This window comes from Colwellia demingiae, from assembly GCF_007954275.1.
Classification (GTDB): domain Bacteria; phylum Pseudomonadota; class Gammaproteobacteria; order Enterobacterales; family Alteromonadaceae; genus Colwellia; species Colwellia demingiae.
Map to the genome: position 1 here is coordinate 514,866 of NZ_VOLT01000003.1, position 24,003 is coordinate 538,868.

Annotated in this window: 19 protein-coding genes; 8 read left to right on the forward strand and 11 right to left on the reverse strand. The window is 37.7% G+C overall.

Features of this window, described 5'->3' with window-relative positions:
* Positions 1-185: 185 nt before the first annotated feature.
* The 3 genes from radA to hpf all read left to right on the forward strand — a co-directional run bounded on the left by radA (position 186) and on the right by hpf (position 4,747).
* The gene (gene radA / locus ESZ36_RS07875) at positions 186-1,574 is read left to right on the forward strand and encodes a DNA repair protein RadA (protein ID WP_146785938.1); all 1,389 of its coding nucleotides are present in this window, start codon (positions 186-188) and stop codon (positions 1,572-1,574) included.
* Between the two features lie 234 nt (positions 1,575-1,808).
* A complete protein-coding gene (locus ESZ36_RS07880) occupies positions 1,809-4,079 on the forward strand; it encodes a S9 family peptidase (RefSeq protein WP_146785941.1) in 2,271 nt (756 codons plus the stop codon).
* A gap of 332 nt (positions 4,080-4,411) precedes the next feature.
* Complete coding sequence (hpf, locus tag ESZ36_RS07885; protein WP_011041941.1) at positions 4,412-4,747, forward strand: ribosome hibernation-promoting factor, HPF/YfiA family; 336 nt, start codon at positions 4,412-4,414, stop codon at positions 4,745-4,747.
* A 218-nt stretch (positions 4,748-4,965) separates the two neighbouring features.
* Here the strand turns inward: hpf and metH are convergent, their stop codons facing one another.
* From metH to ESZ36_RS07905, 4 genes are all read right to left on the reverse strand, one after another.
* Positions 4,966-8,658, reverse strand: a complete 3,693-nt coding sequence (gene metH / locus ESZ36_RS07890; RefSeq protein ID WP_146785944.1) for a methionine synthase — start codon at positions 8,656-8,658, stop codon at positions 4,966-4,968.
* 95 nt (positions 8,659-8,753) lie between these two features.
* Positions 8,754-9,701 carry a homoserine O-succinyltransferase gene (locus ESZ36_RS07895; protein WP_146785947.1) on the reverse strand — a complete coding sequence of 316 codons (948 nt, stop codon included), beginning with the start codon at positions 9,699-9,701 and terminating at the stop codon, positions 8,754-8,756.
* Positions 9,702-10,301: 600 nt separating this feature from the next.
* Positions 10,302-11,066, reverse strand: a complete 765-nt coding sequence (locus ESZ36_RS07900; RefSeq protein WP_146785950.1) for a MipA/OmpV family protein — start codon at positions 11,064-11,066, stop codon at positions 10,302-10,304.
* Between the two features lie 263 nt (positions 11,067-11,329).
* A complete protein-coding gene (locus tag ESZ36_RS07905; RefSeq protein WP_146785953.1) occupies positions 11,330-11,812 on the reverse strand; it encodes a YajQ family cyclic di-GMP-binding protein in 483 nt (160 codons plus the stop codon).
* A gap of 204 nt (positions 11,813-12,016) precedes the next feature.
* On the opposite strand from ESZ36_RS07905, the gene ESZ36_RS07910 reads away from it, so the two are divergent.
* Together ESZ36_RS07910 and ESZ36_RS07915 are read left to right on the forward strand one after the other, a co-directional pair.
* The gene (locus ESZ36_RS07910) at positions 12,017-12,394 is read left to right on the forward strand and encodes a VanZ family protein (RefSeq protein WP_146785956.1); all 378 of its coding nucleotides are present in this window, start codon (positions 12,017-12,019) and stop codon (positions 12,392-12,394) included.
* A 54-nt stretch (positions 12,395-12,448) separates the two neighbouring features.
* Positions 12,449-13,432, forward strand: a complete 984-nt coding sequence (locus ESZ36_RS07915) for a ketopantoate reductase family protein (protein ID WP_246129019.1) — start codon at positions 12,449-12,451, stop codon at positions 13,430-13,432.
* Positions 13,433-13,441: 9 nt separating this feature from the next.
* Here the strand turns inward: ESZ36_RS07915 and thiI are convergent, their stop codons facing one another.
* The 3 genes from thiI to pomA all read right to left on the reverse strand — a co-directional run bounded on the left by thiI (position 13,442) and on the right by pomA (position 16,913).
* Positions 13,442-14,896, reverse strand: coding sequence for a tRNA uracil 4-sulfurtransferase ThiI (gene thiI / locus ESZ36_RS07920; protein WP_146785961.1), 1,455 nt, complete (start codon positions 14,894-14,896; stop codon positions 13,442-13,444).
* Between the two features lie 263 nt (positions 14,897-15,159).
* On the reverse strand, positions 15,160-16,104 hold the full coding sequence (locus ESZ36_RS07925) for a flagellar motor protein MotB (RefSeq protein WP_146785965.1): 945 nt from the start codon (positions 16,102-16,104) through the stop codon (positions 15,160-15,162).
* A gap of 44 nt (positions 16,105-16,148) precedes the next feature.
* Positions 16,149-16,913, reverse strand: a complete 765-nt coding sequence (gene pomA, locus ESZ36_RS07930; protein WP_146785967.1) for a flagellar motor protein PomA — start codon at positions 16,911-16,913, stop codon at positions 16,149-16,151.
* A 322-nt stretch (positions 16,914-17,235) separates the two neighbouring features.
* Between pomA and ESZ36_RS07935 the strand changes: the two genes are divergently transcribed.
* From ESZ36_RS07935 to dxs, 3 genes are read left to right on the forward strand one after another with little or no spacing between them, the layout of a single operon-like run.
* Positions 17,236-17,484, forward strand: a complete 249-nt coding sequence (locus ESZ36_RS07935) for an exodeoxyribonuclease VII small subunit (RefSeq protein ID WP_146785970.1) — start codon at positions 17,236-17,238, stop codon at positions 17,482-17,484.
* The gene (ispA, locus tag ESZ36_RS07940) at positions 17,484-18,386 is read left to right on the forward strand and encodes a (2E,6E)-farnesyl diphosphate synthase (RefSeq protein ID WP_146785972.1); all 903 of its coding nucleotides are present in this window, start codon (positions 17,484-17,486) and stop codon (positions 18,384-18,386) included. Before ESZ36_RS07935 ends, ispA begins: the two co-directional genes overlap by 1 nt.
* Positions 18,387-18,440: 54 nt before the next feature.
* Complete coding sequence (gene dxs / locus ESZ36_RS07945) at positions 18,441-20,333, forward strand: 1-deoxy-D-xylulose-5-phosphate synthase (RefSeq protein ID WP_146785974.1); 1,893 nt, start codon at positions 18,441-18,443, stop codon at positions 20,331-20,333.
* A 154-nt stretch (positions 20,334-20,487) separates the two neighbouring features.
* Here the strand turns inward: dxs and nqrM are convergent, their stop codons facing one another.
* The 4 genes from nqrM to nqrE form a co-directional block, all read right to left on the reverse strand.
* Complete coding sequence (gene nqrM / locus ESZ36_RS07950) at positions 20,488-20,718, reverse strand: (Na+)-NQR maturation NqrM (RefSeq protein WP_146785977.1); 231 nt, start codon at positions 20,716-20,718, stop codon at positions 20,488-20,490.
* A gap of 119 nt (positions 20,719-20,837) precedes the next feature.
* Complete coding sequence (locus ESZ36_RS07955) at positions 20,838-21,869, reverse strand: FAD:protein FMN transferase (protein ID WP_146785980.1); 1,032 nt, start codon at positions 21,867-21,869, stop codon at positions 20,838-20,840.
* A 223-nt stretch (positions 21,870-22,092) separates the two neighbouring features.
* The gene (nqrF, locus tag ESZ36_RS07960) at positions 22,093-23,316 is read right to left on the reverse strand and encodes an NADH:ubiquinone reductase (Na(+)-transporting) subunit F (protein ID WP_146785983.1); all 1,224 of its coding nucleotides are present in this window, start codon (positions 23,314-23,316) and stop codon (positions 22,093-22,095) included.
* 62 nt (positions 23,317-23,378) lie between these two features.
* Positions 23,379-24,002, reverse strand: coding sequence for an NADH:ubiquinone reductase (Na(+)-transporting) subunit E (gene nqrE, locus ESZ36_RS07965; RefSeq protein WP_101153562.1), 624 nt, complete (start codon positions 24,000-24,002; stop codon positions 23,379-23,381).
* Between the last annotated feature and the right edge of the window lies 1 nt (position 24,003).

Sequence of the window (24,003 nt, forward strand, 5' to 3'; positions counted from 1 at the left end):
CATTATAATCTAACCGACTTTATCATTAAAAACTAAGCAATTTCTATGCCTCTCAATGATGGAGATCAAACAAAACCATTCATTTTTATAAATTGGTTTTTATTGGTAGTGTAAATTAACATAATATTGTTCAATGACAGACGCTTATTACCGTCATGTTATCGTTTAAAGGGTGGTAAATCTAGATGGTAAAAGCAGCAAAAATCGAATTTGTATGCACCGATTGCGGTATGAATCATACCCGTTGGCAAGGACAGTGCCGTTGCGGAGCATGGAATACCCTGGTAGAAATGAAAATACCAAAAGCAACAAGTAAGAATACAGCTACTCGAACAACAAGTACCGGCGGTTATGCAGGCTTAACGGGTGGCGGCTCTAAAAAGATAAACGAAATAGAATCCATTGATGCAGAAAAAAGATCAACAGGTATCGGCGAGCTTGATCGTGTTTTATGCGGTGGAGTGACAACGGGATCGGTAAATATTATTTCTGGCGATCCAGGCGCAGGTAAAACTACCCTACTCTCCGATCTTGTCGCTCGCATGTCAAAAACTCACGCTTCACTTTATTGTACCGCTGAAGAATCACTTTCTCAGTTCAAAAACCGTGTACACAGATTAAAGTTAGATTATGACGAAGATAACCTTTATCTATTGGCAGAAACAAGTGTTGAAGCCATCATTGATGAATTGGATAAAAACAAAATTAAGTTTGCGGTAATTGACTCTATCCAAGCAGTAGTAACTGAAAATGCTAATGGCAGTCCGGGCTCTCCTTCACAAGTAAAAAGTAGTGCGCAATCACTTACCCAGTACTGCAAGCAAAACAATGTCACCATGTTTATTATTGCCCATGTAAATAAAAATAATGAAATTGCCGGCCCACAAACGCTAGTACACATCGTAGATGCCCTGTTGCATATTGACACTAATGACGGTCAAATTCGTACACTTAGAGCGAACAAAAACCGTTTTGGTGACATCGACACCGTCGGCATTTTCAAAATGTGTGAACGCGGCATGCTCAGTGTTGATAACCCGAGTGAAATATTTTTATCTGGCTCTAGCACCGAATCTCCCGGTTCAACAATCACCTGTATTCGCAAAGGTAACCGAAACCTGCTGTTAGAAATTCAATGCTTAACAACTGAAACAGAGGCAGAGTTTCCACAACGTGTTTGTGTTGGTTTGAACATGAACAGAATTAAAATGTTAACGGGGATATTACGCAAACACACCAAAACAAAGATATTTCACGATACTTTCTTTAATATTGTCGGCGGTTTGAAAATTGATGAGTCTGAAACCTGTATCGATTTAGCCTTGGTCACTGCGCTGTTAAGCAGCCTTAATGACTTTGTTATTCCACGTAATACCTGCATTATGGGTGAATTAAGCCTAAACGGCGATGTGAGACCAATAGACAGCGGCGTACCTCGCGTTAAAGAAGCTGCGCAGCATGGCTTTACCGAAATATTTATTCCTTATCGTAATTATCACAAATCAATGGAGGGTTTAGGCGCTAACATCAAAGCAGTAAAAACCATTCATGAGCTAATTGAGTTGATAAAATAATCGCCTAAATGCCTAATAACTTGCAGGCTCTATAAATAACTGGTTGCCATTATTGTTTACACTAAGACCCGTTTTAAGAACAATATCCCTTTAAAAAATGGGTCATTTATTAGCACTACGCTAGTTTAATATACTAGCGTTTGTTAAAGTGCTCGAGCTAAAATATTGGCATGGACGTCATAGGCACAACGCATAAAAATACTTATTTCCACAACCTAATAAGATAACTTTCCTATGAAAATTACTGTTAAAAAAGCACTTGTTGCTCTTGTTTGCTCATTAGCTTTACCGCTAAGCGCAAATGCAAGTGATGAAAAATCAAAAGCGCCAGCTGTTGCGAAAAATACAGAACAATTAACCATTGAACGCATTTATAGTTCGCCTTCTCTCAATGGTCAAACACCTAAATCATTAAAGTTTTCTCCGGACGGAACACGGGTAACTTACCTACAAGGCAAAACGGAAGATCTAAACCGTTACGATTTGTGGGAATACAATTTAGCCAGTAAAGAAAATAAACTGCTTGTTGATTCTCAATCACTATTTAGTGGCCCAGAAAGCTTATCTGACGAAGAAAAAGCGCGTCGTGAACGCCAACGTATTTATGGTGTTGGCATCATGGAGTATCAATTTTCACAAGACGGCAGCGCATTATTATTCCCTTTGAACGGTGATATTTACTATTACCATTTAGCGACTAAAATAGCTAAACGCTTAACTGAAACAGCCGGTTTTGAAACTGATGTAAAGTTCTCACCTAAAGGTAACTTTGTTTCTTATATTCGTGAGCAAAATATCTATGTATTAAACATTGCTTCAGGTGAAGAGCGCCAACTCACCATCGATGGTGGCGGTACCATTAAAAATGGTATGAGTGAATTTGTTGCTCAAGAAGAAATGGCGCGTATGACCGGGTATTGGTGGTCGCCAAATGAAAAGCACATTGCCTTTTTACGGGTCGATGAAACTCCTGTTCAAACGGTTATTCGTAACGAGATATACGCTGAAAAAATTGAGTTAATTGAACAACGCTACCCGGCAACGGGTACTAATAATGTTCACATTCAATTGGCGGTTACCGACATTAAAGGTAAAAAGATCCGTTTTGTTGATTTAGGTGATAACAAGGATATTTATATCCCACGTGTGAAATGGCTTAGTGATAGTAAAAAGGTATCTTACCAGTTACAAAGTCGTGACCAAAAAACGTTAACATTAAAAACTTACGATTTAAAAAAGCGTCGCCAAAAAACCTTATTAGTAGAAGAGTCTAGCCATTGGCTTAACTTACACAAAGATTTAACCTTTTTAAGTGATAATAAAACTTTTATTTGGGCTTCAGAACGCGACGGTTACAAACACCTTTACCATTACAACTTAAAGGGTGAGTTAATCTCACAGTTGACTAAAGGCGAGTGGGTAGTTGATTCACTAACACGTGTAGATGAGAAAAATGGTTGGGTTTACTTTACCGGGCGTGCTGATACTCCCCTTGAACGCCACTTATATAAAGTTCCTCTTAGCGGTAAATCACCTGAAAATGTACAACGTATAACTAAGCGCAATGGCTTTCATAGCATAAACTTCAGTCAAACCAGCGAAAGTTATATTGATAGTTTCTCAAATACTAAAACACCTAAACAGGTAAGTCTGCACTCAGCTAATGGTGAACATATTACCTGGTTAGCTGAAAACAAAGTGACGCCTGAACATCCTGTAGCACCTTATTATGATGGTTTAGTCATGCCTGAGTTTGGTTCATTAAAATCAGATGATGGACAAGCTGACCTCTACTACAAGCTTTATAAACCTAAGAACATGCAACCTGGTAAAAAGTATCCTGTGATTGTTAGAGTATATGGTGGTCCTCACGCACAACTTGTCACTAATGAATGTCAAGGCGCTGATATAACTCAATACATGCTACAGCAAGGTTATATTGTGTATCAGCTTGATAATCGCGGCTCTAACTACCGCGGTACTGCCTTTGAGTTTCCAATCTATGAAAGACTTGGCCAAGTAGAAGTTGCCGACCAAATTACTGGTGTGAAATATCTCCATACTCTGCCATATGTTGATAAAGAACGTATTGGTGTTTTCGGTCACTCATACGGTGGTTATATGGCTTTAATGACTATGTTCAAAGCAGGTGATTACTTTAAAGCTGGTGTAAGTGGTGCCCCTGTAACGGATTGGATGCTCTACGATACACATTACACTGAACGCTATTTAAACCACCCTAAAGCCAATGCTGCAGGCTATCAGCAAAGCAGTGTATTTCCTTATGTTTCTGGTTTGAGTGGCCCAATGATGGTTTATCATGGAATGGCTGATGACAACGTATTGTTTACCAACACCACAAAATTAATTAAAGCCTTACAAGATGAAGGTAAATTATTTGAACTGATGACCTACCCAGGTAGTAAACATAGTATGCGTGGTAAAAAAGTGAAAGTTCATTTGAATAAAACTATTATGAATTTCTTTGATAGACACTTTAAATAACCTGTTCAGCTTTATCAGTTTACTTTAGCTTTACCATTAGTATTAACTATTAGGCAATAGCCATTTCGAACAACTAAAACGGTAAGTAACTTAAGTTACTTACCGTTTTTTTTACTTGGTCACTTTTTGATTTCATTAATCCTTTGAATAATAACTTAATTGCTTATTAGTTTTTTATTAGCATATTTCATGCCCAAAAAACCCAAAAAAGAGGGTTACATTTAATTGCATTTATCTACCATTTTTCTATTGCATTTTTATGACTGAAGGAGGATTATGAAATTGAAGATAACGACACAGATAAAGTTAAAGATAACAAAAGAGGTAAGACTATGAAGATTAAAATTTCTGGACACCACGTTGAAATAACTGAAGGTATCAAGCAATCTATCGAGAATAAGTTTGCGAAAATCTCTAAACATTATCCATCCATTATGACGCTGAACTCGACCATTACCGTTGAGCCGCATCTACAAAAACTTGAAGTAACCACACTGTATGAAGGTGAAAAAGTAACCGTAAATGCTTCTGACAAACAACTTTATGTTGCCATTGCAAAAGTAGCCAAAAAACTACAATCAGCACTAGCACATCGTAAGGGTGTATTATCCGCCAAATTCAATAATAAGTTTGAAGTACCACAAACAGACTTATATCAATCAGCGTAATTTAGATATGAGCTAAGGCATAAGCCAAGGCCAGTAAAGTGCTTGTAATAACGTAATACATTACAAGAAAAATTTATTTTACTAAAAAGCATTAACTAGAAAACGAAAAGGCTGCACCATGATAAACATGGTGCAGCCTTTTTTATTAGTCTCAACTTGTCTACTTAAATAGGTAATCAATTAATCTATTCAAACAACTCAGCTTACTCTGGTTCAGCTTATTCTGGTTCGTAATCTAAGTTTGCAGATAACCAACGTTCAGCTTGCTCTACGGTCATGCCCTTACGTGCTGCATAATCGAGTACCTGATCTTTAGCTAGTTTTGCTACCGCGAAATACTTTGATTCTGGATGAGAGAAATACCAACCACTTACCGCTGCACCTGGCCACATGGCATAACTTGAGGTGAGATCCATATCAATGTTTTCTTTAACATTAAGTAACTCCCACAATAAACCTTTTTCAGTATGTTCAGGACAAGCAGGATAACCTGGCGCAGGTCGAATACCTTGATAACTTTCGCGAATTAACGCGTCATTATTGAGATCTTCTTCAGGCGCAAAACCCCAATATTCTTTACGAACTTTTTCATGCAAATACTCAGCGCTCGCTTCCGCTAATCTATCAGCGACCGCTTTGAGTAATATTGAATTATAGGCATCGTGATCTGCATCAAAAACTTTTACTAAATCTTCAACACCAAAACCTGCTGATACAGCAAAAGCACCAACATAATCTTCAATACCTGAGTCTTCTGGTGCTATATAATCAGCTAAACAACGGTTAAACTGCCCTGCTGGTTTTTTACTTTGTTGGCGTAATTGATGAAGTCTCATTAATTTATCGTTGCGACTTTCATCGGTGTATAGCTGTATGTCATCTTGATTACTGTTCGCAGGAAACAAACCAAATACCGCTCTAGCACATATTTTTTTATTGTTGATAACATCATCAAGCATAGCGTTAGCATCATTAAATAGACTCGTTGCTTCAACACCAATCACTTCATGTTTTAAAATAAGAGGATACTTGCCAGACATTTGCCATGTCATGAAAAATGGCGTCCAATCAATATATTTTCTTACTTCGTTCAAATCGATATTATCAAGGACAGTTACACCCAGTTTGTTAGGTTTTTTAGGCGTATAATCTTCAAAGTTAATTTTAGTGGCATTAGCACGCGCAGCTTCAAGGCTGATTAAACTTGAGCGCGGACCTTTTTTATAATGGCGAACACGTACGCGTTCATATTCTTCTTGGGTGCTGGCAAAGAACTTTGCTTTATGCTCACTTGATAATAGATTACTTACTACAGATACGGCACGTGAAGCGTTAGATACATAAACCACGGGCTCATCATATTGTGGTTCAATTTTTACAGCTGTATGTGCTTTTGACGTGGTTGCACCGCCAATTAATAAAGGTAGTTTTACACCTGTACGTTTCATTTCTTTAGCAACATAGACCATTTCATCAAGCGACGGTGTGATCAAGCCTGATAAACCAATGATATCGACGTTTTCTTCTTTGGCGACGCGTAAAATATCGTCACAAGAAACCATCACACCAAGATCTATAATTTCATAGTTATTACATTGCAGCACTACGCCAACAATGTTTTTCCCGATATCATGTACATCGCCTTTTACCGTCGCGAGCAATACTTTACCGTTGGTGCTTATTTCAGTTTTTCCCTCTTCGATGTAAGGGTTTAAATAAGCAACAGCTTGTTTCATTACTCGGGCGGATTTTACTACTTGCGGTAAAAACATTTCACCCGCACCAAATAAATCACCAACAGTATTCATGCCATCCATCAATGGCCCTTCAATTACATCTAATGGTTTCTCTGCCGCTAAACGCGCTTCCTCGGTATCTTCAACGATAAATTCATTAATACCTTTAACTAACGCATGAGATAAACGCTCGTTAATCGGCAATTCTCGCCAAGTTAAATCGGTCTTTGAGACTTGTCCGCCAGCTTTACCATGAAATTCTTGGGCAATATCAAGTAAACGTTCAGTCGCACCGTCATCACTATTGCTAATAACGTCTTCTACCGCTTGTTTTAGATTTGCAGGTAAGTCTGAATAAATAGCTAACTGGCCGGCATTAACAATACCCATGTCCATGCCATTTTTAATGGCGTAGTATAAAAACACCGCATGAATTGCTTCACGAACGGGGTTGTTTCCTCTAAAGGAGAAAGAAACGTTAGATACACCACCCGAGATCATCGCATAAGGTAAGTTTTTCTTAATATCATCAACTGCTTCAATAAAATCGACTGCGTAATTATTGTGCTCTTCAATACCCGTGGCGACAGCGAAAATATTGGGATCAAAAATAATATCTTCTGGCGGGTAGCCAATTTCATCAACAAGCATATGATAAGCACGATGACAAATTTCATACTTACGCTTACGTGTATCAGCTTGTCCGTCTTCATCAAAAGCCATAACAATAACTGCTGCGCCATAACGACGAAGTAATTCAGCTTGCTGACGGAAGTTCTCTTCACCTTCTTTTAGGCTGATAGAATTAACAATACCTTTACCTTGAATACATTTTAAGCCTGCTTCAATGATGTCCCACTTAGAGGAGTCAATCATGATTGGCACTTTAGCAATATCTGGCTCGCCAGCAATCAGGTTCAAAAAGCGCACCATTGCAGTTTTTGAGTCCAACATGCCTTCATCCATGTTGATATCAATAATCTGCGCGCCGTTCTCTACTTGCTGTAAAGCGACAGAAATAGCTTTATCATAATCTTCTTCGACAATTAAGCGCTTAAACATAGCAGAGCCGGTAACGTTAGTACGTTCACCCACGTTAACAAACAAGCTATCTTTGTTAATGGTTAATGCTTCTAAACCAGATAAGCGACAGGCAATTTCACGTTTTTCAACTTTACGCGGTTTTATATTTGCAACCGAGTCAGCCATGCCTCTTATGTGATCAGGCGTGGTACCACAACAACCACCAATAATATTTAAAAAGCCTGACGAAGCCCATTCTTCTACATGGGTGTTCATGTCTTCAACGGTGAAATCATACTCACCGAAGGCATTGGGTAAACCCGCATTAGGATGGGCAGAAACAGCGGTATCACAGATACGGCTTAATTCTGCAACATACTGGCGTAATTCAACAGGCCCTAACGCACAGTTAAGACCAAAGGAAACAGGCTTTGCATGACGTAATGAATTGTAAAAAGCTTCAGTAGTTTGTCCTGATAAAGTACGTCCTGAGGCATCAGTAATAGTACCTGAAATCATTACAGGTAAACGTTCACCTAATTGATCAAAGACAGTTTCTACCGCAAATACTGCCGCTTTAGCATTTAAGGTATCGAAAATAGTTTCGATTAAAATAATGTCACTACCCCCTTCAATCAAAGCTAAAGTAGATTCAATATAGGCATCTTTTAACTCATCAAAGGTAACGTTACGATATGCTGGATCGTTTACATCGGGAGAAATCGAACAAGTTCGGTTAGTTGGCCCTAAAACACCGGCAACAAAACGAGGACGATCAGGGTTCTTTTTAGTGTACTCATCTGCCGCTTCTCGTGCTATTTGAGCAGCAACACGGTTAATTTCAGCACTGTACTCTTGCATGTCATAATCAGCCATGGCAATCGTTGTTGCGTTAAACGTGTTGGTTTCGAGAATATCAGCGCCGGCTTCAAGATACTCAAGATGAATCGCTTTAATGATTTCAGGTTGAGTAAGCACTAACATATCGTTATTGCCTTTTACATCCGTATGCCAATCAGCAAAGCGTTCACCGCGAAAATCTTGTTCTTCGAACTTATATGCTTGGATCATGGTGCCCATTGCACCATCTAAAATTAAAATATTTTTTGCTAGTTGTTGCTCAAATAAGGCAAATGATGATGATTTTTTCATGTTCTTTTTCCGCAGTTTCGAAAGTGATTTAATGACTGACTAAGGTAAATAATATAGACCAGCTAACTAATATTAGCTGGTATTTCAGTAAGAAATTAAATAACGGTATCAGGGTGAATAGCTCTCATATTTGAGGCATCTAATTGGTATGGCGTCATTTGATAAACATAGTAGTTAAGCCAATTAGTAAAGAGCAAACTGCCATGACTACGCCATGAGCCAACAGGTGATTTACTGGCATCATCATCTTGATAATAATTTTTGGGTAACGTGGTATCAGCACTTTTACTACTATCGCGTAAATATTCTTCATGCAATGTGCTTGCATCGTATTCAGGATGACCCGTTAAATACACTTGCTGTTTGTTTTTACTCGCAGCCAAATATACACCTGCATCAGCAGATTCAGCTAATATTTGTATTTGGGGAATGCTTTCGTAATCTAATTTATCAATGTAACCATAACGAGAATGTGGCACATTAAAGTTTTCATCAAAACCTCTCGTTAATGACTCTTTATCGTCAAGAGGTTTATGTTTAAACACACCAGAAAGTTTTTCTTTACGCAAATGACGATTAAGACCGTAGTGGTGATATAGCGCGGCATGAGCAGCCCAACATGAGAACATAGTTGATGTGACATTTTTTTCCGCCCAATCAAATACTTCACAAATTTTATCCCAAAATTTAACTTCAGAATAATCAAGTAAGGCTAGCGGAGCACCTGTGATAATTAGACCATCGTATTGTTTGTGTTTGATATCGTCAAACAAATGGTAAAAATTTTCTAGATGCTCTTCTGGCGTATTTTTGGAGACATTTTTATGTATACGAATAAATTCAATATTTATCTGTAACGGTGTATTAGACAGCATGCGCAATATCTGTACTTCAGTTTCAATTTTATTCGGCATTAAGTTGAGAATAGCGACTTGCATTGGACGAATTTCTTGAGATGCTGCTCGGTTCTCAGACATAACAAAAATATTTTCATTATCTAAAATTGATAACGCTGGTAATTGATCGGGAATTTTAATGGGCATGACGCTACCTAACAAAAAATACACATAATAATTAAGAGTTATACTGTTACTTAGATCGCTAGATATGTCAACATCTAAACGTATAGACGTCTATACTGTTTTTATCATCTAAATCATAAATCAAGCTAATAACCCTATACCACAGTACTTAAAGCTATATTTTCACTTTTATCGATAAACCTCAAACCTGCATATAGGCCATAATGATAAATATCAATTATGCAGCCTATTTACCTATTACTATTGATATCAGCAGATAATATATATAAATCATCTTGCTATATATTAGGGAAAGATCCCTTTGTTCATCCGTCTAAATGAGTTATTTATCGCACTAATACTTATTGATATTAAGTACTTTAAATTGGTATTTATAGGAAGTTTAAGATTCTGTCGATTACATGATTTGGTTTTATGCTCAAAGTGCACTGAATCAGTAATGATACAATTTCAGGTGAGTCAATACTGGTAAGTGACAATACATGCCATCATCACCAAAAGTAGTTAATGGCTTAAAAGTGGCTATAAGTTGATTTAGGTAAGTCGTATTTCAAAGATAAAGCTACGACATTTTAGCTAGTATAAAATACCGAGACATAGTTAAAAAAACTTACTAAAGAGAAAACGAACGCTCATATTACTTTCATCTTCAACTAATGGGCTATTTGTTATTGCAGAGTCATACCAAGTGTAATCAACTACAATACGAGTAAAACCACCTAAAAAAATGGGTGTGGCTAAGGATAAAGAAAAGGTAGTATTTAGTGCCGATTTCCCAAGATATTTTGATGTAAATTCATTAGTTTCGTTGGCCTTTACACCATAATAATAATCAACATGGTCACTGTCTAAATAGCTGACACTTAAACTTGGCTCAAAGAACAATGGGCCTTTGCGAAACACACGCGAGATGTTAGCTTTTGCTTCATAACCATTAGATCTGCCAAGTACATCAAACATGCTTGAAAGGCCTACTTTCCAGTCCTTCTTCTCATAAGAAAGTCCTAATCCAGCATCCATAGAAAACTTTCTTTCTTGCATATTTTCAAATATAAAACTGTCGGATTCATCAAATCCTTGAAATCGAGGGGCAACTTGTAAAGCCAATTCAAACTCTGAAAACGAAAAAGCATCATAACTAACGAAGGGACCTAAAACGCGAAAGTTATCACCTCGATAACCTATAATAGGCAAAGGAATAACTCGATAATCATAACCACTATATATTTCTTGGTTAATACCTAAACCTAGTCCATATAAAAATCCTTTTGGCTCGATACGCTCCCTAACATCTCCTCGAGTTCCGTCCGCAAATACAGTAGTACTCAGCAACACTACAATCAAAAAAAAGACCAGACACTTCATGTATTTCCTTAAATTATTACCTTATTCAAAGTCTACAATACGCTGTAATAAAAGACTTTAGATCAATTATTAATAATATTTTTAAAATTTTATTAATATAGTAGTAAGTTAAGCATTATGGCGGGATTATATTATTATAGGTAAAGAGTGTTATATCAATCGGATGAATGATGTTTGAGTTATGACTAATTTTTTAACTAGCAAAAAAAACCATAACTAAGGTTATGGTTTTATTGGTTATTGTCATTTATTTGTCAAAAACCCTAATCTTTAAAGTTAGTAAACTGAAACGACTGTTCTAGCTCAGCAGTACGCACCAATTGCATTACCGCTTGTAATTCATCACGTTTTTTACCTGTAACTCGTACTTGCTCACCTTGAATAGCAGCTTGTACTTTCAGCTTTTCGCCTTTAATAAGTTTGACTAATTGATTAGCCATATCTTGCTCTATACCTTCTTTAAACGTTACTTGTTGACTCCAGTTTTTACCGGTAGCACTAGCATCACCAACTGCCATTGCTTTTGCATCAACGTTACGCTTAGTTAATTGACTTCTTAACATGTCACACATTTGTTTTAATTGAAAATCACCTTCAGCTTTCAGGATAACATTAGGTTTTTTCCATTCAAAAATGGCTTCAACACCACGAAAATCAAATCGTGTTGTAATTTCACGGTTAGCGTTGTCGACAGCATTTCTTACTTCTTCTAAATCAGTTTCTGATACGATATCCATTGATGGCATAATTTTTCTCTATGGTAGGTTGAATTAATTCAATACCGCTATTATACCTTCACGTTTAATGCACGCAACTAAAGTACTAATTGAAGCAGGAAAATATGCTAGGTGGTGTGCCTAACAGCAGTGCCAAACAAGAACATGCAACAAGAAATACTGAATTAATCATGCTAATATCGAATAACCTCCTTATTTAATTGCAGATTATTTGTGAAAGCTCGCCAGCATTATTACTTTTTTATTACGGTAATTTTCGTAACTCTATTACTGCTTTTCGCGCATGAATTTTTACCCGATGCTTTACGAAAACGCATATTTCAATTTCCAGAGATTGATACCATAGGGCACTTAACTAGCTTTTTCATTTTAACCTGGGTTAGCCACTCCATTATAAAATTGTCACTATCTCTTTCAGTGCCTTTACTTATTTTCTATGGCGCTTTGACAGAAATTGGTCAATCCTTTTTGGGTTATAGAAATGGTCAATTCGGTGACTTTGTCGCTGACGTTGTTGGCATTAGTTTATTCGCGTTAGCAAAGTGGCTGTACCGTAATTTTTTTCGTAAAACTAAGGTCAATAAGCAGTAATTAAAAACCGCTACTCACTGCTACTAATTTAATACAATGGTACAAAATAAACTCATGATTAATAAGCTAAATAATATTATTGTCGTTGGACAAGGAGCAATGGGACTTCTTTGGTACCATCACTTATCTCAACAGAATATTTCACAGAGCGACATCCAAAACGCTGATAAAAATAAAAAGGTTAGCCTACTTGCCTCGAATCAAGATTCGCTGAGTAACAATGAACTAGAGACGGCTACTTATCAATTTACTGCCTACCAGCAAACTCAAACAAAAGCTTATCCGCTAAGCTATAGCCAAATGGTTGATATAGAGTTAGCTGAAGTAATTATTTTATGTCTAAAATCATTTAATATTGCCACTGCAATAAAGGAAATAACTAATAGTATTAGTCCTCATTGCATCATTATTCTTGCTCATAATGGCATGGGCACCTTTGAACATGTGTTGAGTTTACTACCCTATCAGCAAGTTATACTCGCAATGTTAACGACTCATGGCTGTCTACGAAATGCACCATTAGCGATCACCCATACCGGGTTAGGCCAAACGGATATAGGACTACTTTCTGGAGAACTAAGTTTATCCCAACAAACCCAACTCACCAGTCAATTGAATGCCGCCCTTCCCCAGGTAAGCTTTCATCAAGACATTGTGTTAAAACAGTGGTTAAAGTTGGCAATAAATTGTGTGATAAATCCTATCACTGCCATAAATAACATTGAAAATGGTGAGGTAAATAAGCCTAAGTTTACTGAACAGATCAATGCATTATTAACTGAAATAACCAACGTAAGCAAAACTGAAAATATAGATTTAGTGTTAAATGATTTACAGGTAATAGTACGTAAAGTAGCACAAGCAACAGCTAAAAATAGCTCTTCGATGCGTAGTGATGTTTTGGCTGGAAGATCTACAGAGGTTGATTATATTAACGGTTATATTCACCGCTTAGGTGAGAGAAATAATGTTGCCACGCCAGAAAATACTCGTCTGTGGCAACAGGTGTTGAACCTTAAAAATAGCTCTAGAAGTTAAATCTAGAAGTTAAGGACGATACACTTTTACATTTTTGAAGCCATTATCAAGTAAATACAAAGCTTGAAGTTTACTCATCACACCGTGATCACAATATAACAAGTATTCTTTCGTCATATCTAAGTCACCAAACTGAGTAGACAGCTTGTAAAAAGGGATGTGTTTAACTTCTACATTCGCTAATTCTAATGGCTTATCTTCTTCTTCTTCAGGACTACGAATATCAACAACAACAGCATTATCAGGAATATTTTCAACAAGATCTACTGCACGAATCTCTTCTTCAGTCTCTTTACCTATATCTCGAATATCATAAACACGCGTCTCGCTAATAACTTTGTCTAAAACATCAAAATTAAAGTTACCTTCTTCTTCTTCAACTTTCGATAAAACCGCTTTAACCGTTGGTTTTTTAGAAATAACACCACAGTATTCAGGAATGGTTTTAGAAAATTCTTCTGTACCTATTTTACGCGCTATATCAATAATATCTTGCTTATCATAAGCAGCTAATGGGCGTAAAATCAGCGTATCAGTAACACGGTTGATAACGTTTAAGTTAGTTAAGGTTTGACTTGAAACCTGACCCAAACTTTCACCCGTAACAAGTGCTTGAATTTTACCACGCTCTGCTATTTTTGTGGCTGCACGAATCATCATTCGTTTTAGTACCACACCCATTTGGCTATTTTCAACATTATCTAGAATCTCAGCAACAACAGGCTCGAAGTCTACCGCAAAAAATTTAACTTTATGTGAAGCACCAAATTTGTTCCACAAATAATAACTGATTTGTTTAACACCCACTTCGTGAGCAGAACCACCAAGATTAAAGAAACAATAGTGAGTACGCGCACCTTTCTTGATCATTTGATAACTTGAAACACCTGAATCAAAACCACCAGACATTAGCGATAACACATCTTCTTGAGTCGCTATTGGAAAGCCACCTAAACCCTTATGTCGCTGGGTAACAATAAAAAGATCTTTATTTTTAATCTCTAGATGAACTGTAACATCTGGGTTTTTTAGTTTTACTTTCGCACTTTCCACATGTTGATTTAAACCACCACCAACGTACTGCTCAACTTTTAATGAATTAAAATCATGATTTCCTGTTCGTTTAGCACGGACACAAAAAGTCTTATTCTCAATAAATTTAGCATGGACAGCGAGTGTTTTTTCATAAATATCATGAACATCAACAAATTCACTTTGCTGTACTTCTAAGAACATAGGGATACCAGGAATGCACTTAAGGGCTTCTACTAAGCGTTCACGATTCTCAGGTGAATTGTCTTTAGTATTAACTTCAATATTATCCCAGTTCATACGTGTAGTGACTTGTTCGTCAATACGACGTAAAACATTCTTAACGCTCGACTCTAATATTTTAGTAAAACGTTTACGGACGGGGCGAGATTTGATGGTAATCTCGGCTTGAAGCTTTACGATAAATTTCATCGGTTATGACCTAAAAAAGACAAAAAAATAATGGCGCGCATTATACACTATTTTTCAGGGTCTGTTGAGCTTTCGTTTTAGTCTCTGCTTTAGGCTAACTTTAAAGGTAACAAGGAGAAGAGAGTGCGATGTAGTTACTCAGGACAATATACTCAGGATAATTGCTCCTGAAGTATATAGTAAGGTACTTCCTGTACCGTCTGCATTGTCTAATAAGCTACATCCCTGTAGCGTTACTTAACGATTTCCAACGAGCTAACTTTCTATTCTTTAGTAATACCAATTCGCTCAGTTTCTTTGGCTTTACCTTGATTGATAGCTATTTCAACACGGCGATTTCGGCGACGATTTAGCGCATTAGTATTTGGTACTAAAGGTCGAGTATCTGCATGACCTGCAACCACCAAACGACTAGGGTCAAAGTTAGGTACTTTAATTAGCTGATGCGCTATTGCAACAGCACGTTTACTCGATAGATCCCAGTTAGAACTAAACAATTCAGAATCAACACCTCGATTATCAGTATTACCAGAGACCATGATTTCACCCGGCACGGTATTTAATAACTCACCAATTTCACGAATTACAGGCCAAAACTTAGGCTGTAAAAATGCAGATCCCGAAGGGAAGGAGCCATTCTCCCTTATGCGAATAATGACTTGTTGACCCAAAGACTCTAGTTCTATCGCACCATCTTGAATTTGTTGTTCTAACTGTTCAGCTATTTTCTTCACTAATTCGTTTACATGTTCTTGAGCAGCTTCTTCCATATCTTGTTTAGCTTGATCCAATGCCTGCTGTGAGAGTGCATCTTCGGTATTTTGAGATTGGCCTCCACGTTCAGTACCACGTTGCTCTTGTCGACCACCTGCAGAGGTTTCATCACCCGCTTGAAACTCGAGCATTTGCTGGGTCATTTCCATGGTTTGTTGCTGAATAACTTCAATAGGCGTTGGTTCAGGTTTTCCTGGACGAAACTCTTGAGCAATAATACTAGTACCCTTGGGAATATCTTTTACTTCAATTTTATTTTGTACACCAAAAGCAAATTTCATTGAGCCAGCAATTTGCTTAAACTTTAAAACATCCATTTCTGAGAATGATAAAAGCAAAACGAAAAAGCACATTAACAATGACATAAGATCGGCAAAAGTTCCCATCCACGCGGGTAACCCAGGAGGTGGACATTTACATTCTTGTTCAGCCATGCGCCACTCCTAGTATAAAATCTATTAACATAAATTTACTCCCACTACTCTTCAGTTGTATCAACTTTTCTTTTACCTTCGGCTAAATAATTTTTTAATAAACCTTCGATTACGCGTGGGTTTTGACCGTCTTGAATACCCAGTACAGCATCAAGTACTAACTCCTGATTCATCTTTTCTTCAGCCATACGAAGTTTCAACTTTGAAGCAATAGGAATAGCGATAACATTGGCTAAGAAAGCACCGTAGAGTGTTGTTAATAAGGCAACCGCCATAGCTGGACCAATAGACTTAGGGTCATCCATATTAGATAACATGGCAACGAGACCGATAAGCGTGCCAATCATACCCATTGCAGGTGCAACATCAGCAAGGGCCATCATCATATCCGAACCTGTTTCATGACGCTCTGTAGTTAAATTAATATCTTTTTGTAAAGTCGCTCTCACTACATCGGCATCATGGCCATCAACGAGCATATCTACACCCTTTTGCATAAAATGGTTAGTAATCTCTGCTTCTTCTAACGCTAAAAAACCACCTTTACGCGCAGCATCAGCCATATCAACGGCTTTCTCAATTAACTCTTCAGGCTTTTCAAGTTTAAACATAAAGGCTTTGCCAATGATTTTTCCTATACCAAAGAACTGCCCCAAGTTGTAATTAGATAATACGATAAAAATTGAGCCACAAAAAACAATCAATACCGACTGGGTATCAGCGAACATCATAATGTCGCCTGATAGCACCATCGCCATGACTAATAAACCAATGGCACCTAAAATACCAATTAACGTAGCTAAATCCACAAAACTCTCCTAAACAACTAACTAATCGCGCTTTAACACTAATCAGTATAAGAAAGTGCTCACTTCTTTACGCTGAATGGTATTAGACCGTACTTCAATAAAAGAATAGTACATTAAGTGCAAACTATTCGCTAATCTCTAACGAATAATTTACTAATAATAAAGTATCTATATAAGTTTATTATCGCCCGTAGTGTCAATAACTTAACACTAATGATAAAATATTTTTAAAACTATTATTCAAGTAGGTCAATTGACCCACGTTGCAAGCTAAGGTAAGTTTGCGGAATTAATTAATCATTATGTGCTTAGAGCAAAAATCATGGCTAAGAAGAAACTAGAAAACCTCTCTTTTGAAGAATCATTAAGTGAACTTGACACAATAGTGCAAAGTTTAGAGCAAGGTGAATTAAGCTTAGAAGAATCGATGGCACTTTTTGAACGAGGCCTGAACCTGAGCCAATTAAGTCAGGTAAAATTACAAGCTGCAGAGCAAAAAGTACAAATTCTGCTTGATAAGAATGGTACTGCTAAGCTAACTGACTTTGATAGTAGTGCAGGCGAAAATTAATGACGACATTAATTTCTTATGCCCATTATCAACAACGCATCAATGACTTTTTAGCCGCTAAGCTCGAAGGGCTTACCATCAATGATCCCAAGCTTATTGATGCCATGCGTTATGGCTTGCTTATTGGTGGTAAACGCATGCGTCCTTACTTAGCCTATATTACTGGCGAAGCAATATCAGCTGATTTACATGATATTGATGCAGTAGCAGGTGCCTTAGAGTGTATTCACGCTTACTCGCTTTTACATGATGATTTACCTGCGATGGATGACGATGATTTAAGACGCGGCAAACATACTTGTCATAAAGCATTTGATGAAGCAACGGCAATATTAGCAGGCGATGCCTTGCAGACACTTGCTTTTGATATCTTAGCTAATCATACGTTTTCAACGAATCAAACAACTTCTAAAATGCCTATACAGGTAAAACTAATTCAACAATTAGTTCGAGCTTCTGGTTATCAGGGGATGTGTGGCGGACAGGCGCTTGATTTAGCTGCAACGGGTAAAAACATTTCACTATGTGAATTGGAAGTTTTACATTCTCTTAAAACTGGCGCTTTATTGGAAGCATCAGTATTAATGCCTGCTATGTGTAGCGGACAAGTCACCAGTGAATATAAAAAAATATTGAGTGAGTACGCACAGCTGATTGGCCTAGCCTACCAAGTACAAGATGATATTATTGACTTAACATCAACCGAAGAAGAACTCGGTAAACCAGTCGGATCTGATTTAGCAGCTAACAAAAGTACTTATCCAGCGTTGCTTGGTTTACAAGGCGCACAAGACAAAGCTGAAAACTTATTACAACAAGCGCTTCAAGCTTTGAGCAGATTACCTTACAATACCCAATCTTTAGCAGATTTTGCCACTTTTATTGTTAAACGCAGCCACTAGGCGTCAAGACTGAGCAAAACTTTAAATAAAATAATAATTACCAATAGACAAACTATGACTACAAACCTTGCTGACTACCCATTACTTTCTCAGATTAATATTCCAGAGGATCTGCGCAATATGCCGCAGGAACAACTGACACGTATTAGTAATGAATTGCGTAGTTTTTTACTTAATTCAGTAAGTAAAAGTAGTGGACACTTTGCATCAGGCTTGGGGACAATTGAGCTTACTGTAGCCTTACATTATGTATACAACACCCCGTTTGATCACTTGATTTGGGATGTTGGTCATCAAGCATACCCGCATAAAATTTTAACCGGTAGGCGTGATCAGCTACACACTATAAGACAAAAAGGTGGCTTGCACCCTTTCCCTTGGCGTGAAGAGAGCGAGTACGATACTTTAAGTGTTGGTCATTCAAGCACCTCAATTTCTGCCGCTTTAGGTTTAGCAGTAGCCGCTGAAAAAGAAGCAAAAAACCGTAAAACGGTTGCTGTCATTGGCGATGGAGCTATGACCGCAGGTATGGCCTTTGAAGCATTAAATCACGCGGGCGATATCAAAAAAGATATGTTAATCATATTAAATGATAATGACATGTCAATTTCAAAAAATGTTGGCGCATTAAATAACCATCTTGCCAAGTTACTATCAGGCAGTATTTTTACTGGCTTTAGAGAAAGCAGTAAAAAATTATTAGGCAATATTCCGCCAATAAAAGAACTCGCTAGCCGTGCTGAAGAACATTTAAAAGGCATGGTCGTGCCAAGTACTTTTTTTGAAGAGTTAGGATTTAATTATATTGGCCCTATTGACGGCCATGATGTCGAAAGCTTAGTCACAACAATTAAAAACATGCGCAGCTTGAAAGGGCCACAATTTTTGCATGTTGTTACGACCAAAGGTAAAGGGTATCAAGCAGCAGAGCAAGACCCGATCAAATATCATGCTGTACCAAAGTTTAATCCTGAAGAGACTAACTTACCCCAGTCCAAACCAAGTTTACCTACTTATTCAAAAATCTTTGGCGATTGGTTGTGTAAAACAGCTGAAATTGATAAAAAGTTAGTAGCGGTTACTCCTGCCATGGCTGAGGGCTCTGGTATGGTTGAATTTAGCCAACGTTTTCCAGATCAATACTTTGATGTAGCAATTGCTGAACAACACTCAGTAACTTATGCAGCAGGTCTTGCAATTGGCGGTCTAAAGCCGGTAGTAGCAATTTATTCTAGTTTTTTACAACGTGGTTATGATCAATTCATTCACGATGTAGCTATACAAAACTTACCCGTAATGTTTGCTGTTGATCGTGCAGGCATAGTAGGCGCTGATGGTGCTACTCATCAAGGCGTTTTCGACTTAAGCTTTTTACGTTGTATTCCTAATACCGTTATCATGGCCCCCTCTAATGAACGAGAGTGTCAGTTAATGTTAAACACTGGTTACAAGTTAGATGGCCCTAGTGTTGTTCGCTACCCTCGCGGCAATGGTACTGGCGAAATACTCCCTAGTGTTGATGAAACCATTGAACTAGGTAAAGGTGTGACCATCCTTACAGCCGAAGTTATAGAAAACCAAGAACCAACAAACAAAAGCATAGCCATATTAAGTTTTGGCTCTATGTTAGGTGAAGCAAAAAAAGCAGCATTAGAACTTAATGCAACGCTAGTAGATATGCGCTTCGTTAAACCGCTTGATGAATCACTTATTGATGCGTTAAATGCCAAACATGACTGTTTGGTAACGGTTGAAGATAATGCTATAGCTGGCGGTGCTGGCTCAGGCGTGAACGAATACTTACTCGCTCAAGGTAAACCTGTGACTATTCTAAATATTGGTGTTACTGACCATTTTGTTAAACATGGTACTCAGGAAGAAATGCATCATGAATTAGGGTTAGATGCCGAAGGTATTGTGATTAAAATAAAACGCTTTATTAACTAATTTTATGACTGGATATAACATGCAATAAAAAAGGATAATGAAGTAAATTCATTATCCTTTTTTATTAGCAAAGTTTTAACAGTAAAGCCCTACTTCTATTACTAATATTAGACGGGTTAAAAGTCACCACTCACATTGGCAACTTAGCCAGCTACTATAAGTTCTCTACATCAATTCTATTTTGAAGATTGTGTTCAAGCGCTGCTTTTTTCTCACGCTCTTGTCGCTTTTCGCACGGGTTGTCACAGTTACACTCTTTATCAATGCCAACGCTCGCTAAACCACCACAACTACCTGCTAGTGTTTTGTTTTGGAAAATATAACCTACTGCCATGGCAGCACCTACAATAAGGAAAAAACCAAAAGAAATAAGGAAAATCATCATAATGCTATGCTCTCAATTAAAAACAGCCAATGCTCAGGACAAGAGTCATTGTAATAAATATCATCCACGACCCTCTTATTAAAATAAGAAGCAGTCGCTATGTGTTAAACAAACGGGTGTTATTTCAAATATTGTTTGAATTTTACCGTAAATCGCTCATCAAAGCCATTTTCAGTCTTAGAAATAAATAATGCCGCAAGGTTATTTTCTGTAGCAAAAACCATTCCTTTTTCCATGCCCATCACCATCAAGGTGGTTGATAAGCCATCAGCCGTCATAGACGAAGGATGAATTACGGTTACAGACACTAAATTATGGTTAATCGGTTTCCCCGTATCTGGATCGATAATATGAGAAAAGCGCTGACCATCTGCTTCAAAGTAATTACGGTAGTCACCAGAGGTAGCTACCGCATTGTCTTTAGGAATAATGACTTGATGAACAGCGCGTTCTTCACCACTTGGATCAAGAATTGGTTTCTCTATTGCAATGGCCCACAGTTCACCTGTGTGTTTAAAGCCCCTTAATCGCATTTCTCCGCCAATTTCTACTAAGTAGCGGGTAAATCCATTACTTTCAATTAACTCAGCAACAACATCGACACCGTAGCCTTTAGCAATTGTTGATAAATCTATATATAAGTCAGGTGTTTTTTTAGCAAGAAAATTACCTTCTAGCACCAAATTTTGTAAACCGACACGTTTTTTAGTCGCCGCTAATATCGCATCACTTGGAACGGTTTCAGGACGCTGCTCAGGTCCAAAACCCCAAAGATTAACTAATGGCCCAACGGTCACATCAAGCTTTCCTTCACTTAATTGACCAAGACGAATAGATTCTCTAACAACACGAGCAAACCCTGGTGAAATTTCAATAGCTTTAGTTGATGTTAATTGATTAAATTGTGACAACTCAGAATCAGGAATATAAGTCGACATTTCTTGATTAACTTGTTCTAGCGCTGCATCAATTTTTTGTTGCAAGTTAAGCGTTTCCACCTGTTCTTTAGTGCCAACAACTTTAATATTATAAGTTGTACCCATCGTACGACCTTGCAATAAGATTTCTTGTTTACCGGTATTATTACTTGGGAAGCAAGCTGATAATGCCAGTACCAAAGCGGCTAACAACGTTAGTTTCATTTTATTCATAAGTGGTTCCAAATTATTATTTATGTGAGCCTATTTAAAAAATAGGCTCACATAAATAATAAAGACGACCGAAGTCGTCTTTATTTTAATGTTCATCAACAGTATATTTTAGCTTAAGCGTCGAATAGTGCCGCTAATTCAAGGCGGATGCACGGAGCCTATGACTATAGGTGAGTACATCCAACGCTGAAGTCGTGCCACTAGGCAAGCTTAAAGTAAAATATTAGCCGCCGAAGTCATCCAGCATTATATTCTCATCTTCAACACCAAGATCTTTAAGCATACCGATAACAGCAGCATTCATCATTGGTGGACCACACATGTAGTATTCACAATCTTCTGGTGCTTCATGGTCTTTCAAATATTCTTCAAAAAGAACATTATGGATAAAACCAGTTAAGCCATCCCAGTTATCTTCAGGTTGTGGATCAGATAAAGCAACATGCCATTGGAAGTTATCATTATCAGCCGCTAGGCCATTATAATCATCTTCATAGAACATTTCGCGCTTAGAGCGGGCACCATACCAGAAACTCATCTTACGTTTAGACTCTAAACGCTTAAGTTGGTCAAAGATATGAGAACGCATTGGAGCCATACCAGCACCACCACCAATAAAGACCATTTCATTATCAGTTTCTTTAGCGAAGAACTCACCAAACGGACCTGAAATAGTCACTTTATCACCAGCCTTAAGGCTGAAGATAAATGATGACATTTTACCTGCTGGTAAATGTAAACGTCCAGGAGGCGGCGTAGCAATACGCACATTAAGCATGATAATGCCTGCTTCTTCTGGGTAGTTAGCCATTGAGTAGGCACGTAATGTATCTGTGTCTACTTTTGACTCTACGTCGAAGAAACCAAAATGTTTCCAATCGCCACGGTACTGTTCATCAATATCAAAATCACTATATTTAACATGATGTGCTGGTGCTTCAATTTGAATGTAACCACCCGCTTTAAACGGTACTGATTCACCATTTGGAATTTGCAGTTTCAGCTCTTTAATGAACGTTGCTTTGTTATCGTTTGAGATAACTTCACATTCCCATTGTTGAACACCGAAGATTTCATCTTCAACTTCAATTTCCATGTCTTGTTTAACAGCAACTTGACACGCTAAACGACAGCCAGTTTTAGCTTCACGTTTATTGATGTGACCTTCTTCCGTAGGAAGAATATCACCACCACCTGAATGCACTTCAACACGACATTGGCCACAAGTACCACCGCCGCCACATGCTGAAGGAATAAAAATCCCTTGATCAGCTAGTGCACCTAATAATTTTCCGCCTGCAGCTGTTTTCACAGCTTTTGTCGGGTCGCCATTTATACTGATCGTTACTTCACCACTTGATACTAACTTAGATTTAGCAAATAAAATCACTAAGACTAAGGCAATAATTATCGCGGTAAACATCGATACGCCGAGAATAATTTCCATCGACTATTCCTTAAACTTCTCTAAGGGTGCAACACAGAATATTTGCATTACACCGACCAAATTTATAACGAAATACCACCGAAAGAAAGAAAGCCAAAAGCCATCAATCCAGCAGTAATAAATGTAATACCTAAACCTTTCAAACCGTTTGGCACATCAGAATATTTCATCTTTTCGCGCAAACCAGCCATCAATACAATTGCTAACATCCAACCTATACCTGAGCCAACGCCGTAAACGACACTTTCGCCAAGCGTAAGGTTTTTCGCAACCATAAATGATACTGCACCAAAAATGGCACAGTTAACTGTGATTAAAGGTAAGAAGATGCCAAGTGCTTGATACAAAGCAGGGAAATACTTATCTAAAAGCATTTCTAAAATTTGTACTAAAGCAGCAATAACCCCGATAAAGGTAATAAATGACAAGAAGCTAAGGTCAATTGATTCTTTCGGATCAGTAATTCCCATTAGGCTATCAAGTGCACCCGGCGCTAAAATTGCTTGGTAGATAATTTGGTTAGCAGGAACTGCTAAACCAAGTACTACAACAACCGCAACACCTAAACCAATCGCTGTGCTAACTTTCTTTGATACCGCTAAGAAAGTACACATACCTAAGAAGAAGCTTAATGCCATATTCTCAATAAATATGGTTTTAACAAATATGCTTAAATAATGTTCCATG

Excerpts from the sequence above, each read along its gene's own strand:
- ESZ36_RS07905 (WP_146785953.1), bottom strand. The coding sequence starts at position 11,812 with ATGCCATCAATGGATATCGTATCAGAAACTGATTTAGAAGAAGTAAGA.
- dxs (WP_146785974.1), top strand. The coding sequence starts at position 18,441 with ATGACTACAAACCTTGCTGACTACCCATTACTTTCTCAGATTAATATT.
- hpf (WP_011041941.1), top strand. The coding sequence starts at position 4,412 with ATGAAGATTAAAATTTCTGGACACCACGTTGAAATAACTGAAGGTATC.
- nqrM (WP_146785977.1), bottom strand. The coding sequence starts at position 20,718 with ATGATGATTTTCCTTATTTCTTTTGGTTTTTTCCTTATTGTAGGTGCT.
- ESZ36_RS07925 (WP_146785965.1), bottom strand. The coding sequence starts at position 16,104 with ATGGCTGAACAAGAATGTAAATGTCCACCTCCTGGGTTACCCGCGTGG.
- nqrF (WP_146785983.1), bottom strand. The coding sequence starts at position 23,316 with ATGGAAATTATTCTCGGCGTATCGATGTTTACCGCGATAATTATTGCC.
- thiI (WP_146785961.1), bottom strand. The coding sequence starts at position 14,896 with ATGAAATTTATCGTAAAGCTTCAAGCCGAGATTACCATCAAATCTCGC.
- ESZ36_RS07900 (WP_146785950.1), bottom strand. The coding sequence starts at position 11,066 with ATGAAGTGTCTGGTCTTTTTTTTGATTGTAGTGTTGCTGAGTACTACT.
- ESZ36_RS07880 (WP_146785941.1), top strand. The coding sequence starts at position 1,809 with ATGAAAATTACTGTTAAAAAAGCACTTGTTGCTCTTGTTTGCTCATTA.
- ESZ36_RS07935 (WP_146785970.1), top strand. The coding sequence starts at position 17,236 with ATGGCTAAGAAGAAACTAGAAAACCTCTCTTTTGAAGAATCATTAAGT.
- ESZ36_RS07915 (WP_246129019.1), top strand. The coding sequence starts at position 12,449 with ATGATTAATAAGCTAAATAATATTATTGTCGTTGGACAAGGAGCAATG.
- radA (WP_146785938.1), top strand. The coding sequence starts at position 186 with ATGGTAAAAGCAGCAAAAATCGAATTTGTATGCACCGATTGCGGTATG.
- metH (WP_146785944.1), bottom strand. The coding sequence starts at position 8,658 with ATGAAAAAATCATCATCATTTGCCTTATTTGAGCAACAACTAGCAAAA.
- nqrE (WP_101153562.1), bottom strand. The coding sequence starts at position 24,002 with ATGGAACATTATTTAAGCATATTTGTTAAAACCATATTTATTGAGAAT.
- ESZ36_RS07955 (WP_146785980.1), bottom strand. The coding sequence starts at position 21,869 with ATGAATAAAATGAAACTAACGTTGTTAGCCGCTTTGGTACTGGCATTA.
- ispA (WP_146785972.1), top strand. The coding sequence starts at position 17,484 with ATGACGACATTAATTTCTTATGCCCATTATCAACAACGCATCAATGAC.
- ESZ36_RS07895 (WP_146785947.1), bottom strand. The coding sequence starts at position 9,701 with ATGCCCATTAAAATTCCCGATCAATTACCAGCGTTATCAATTTTAGAT.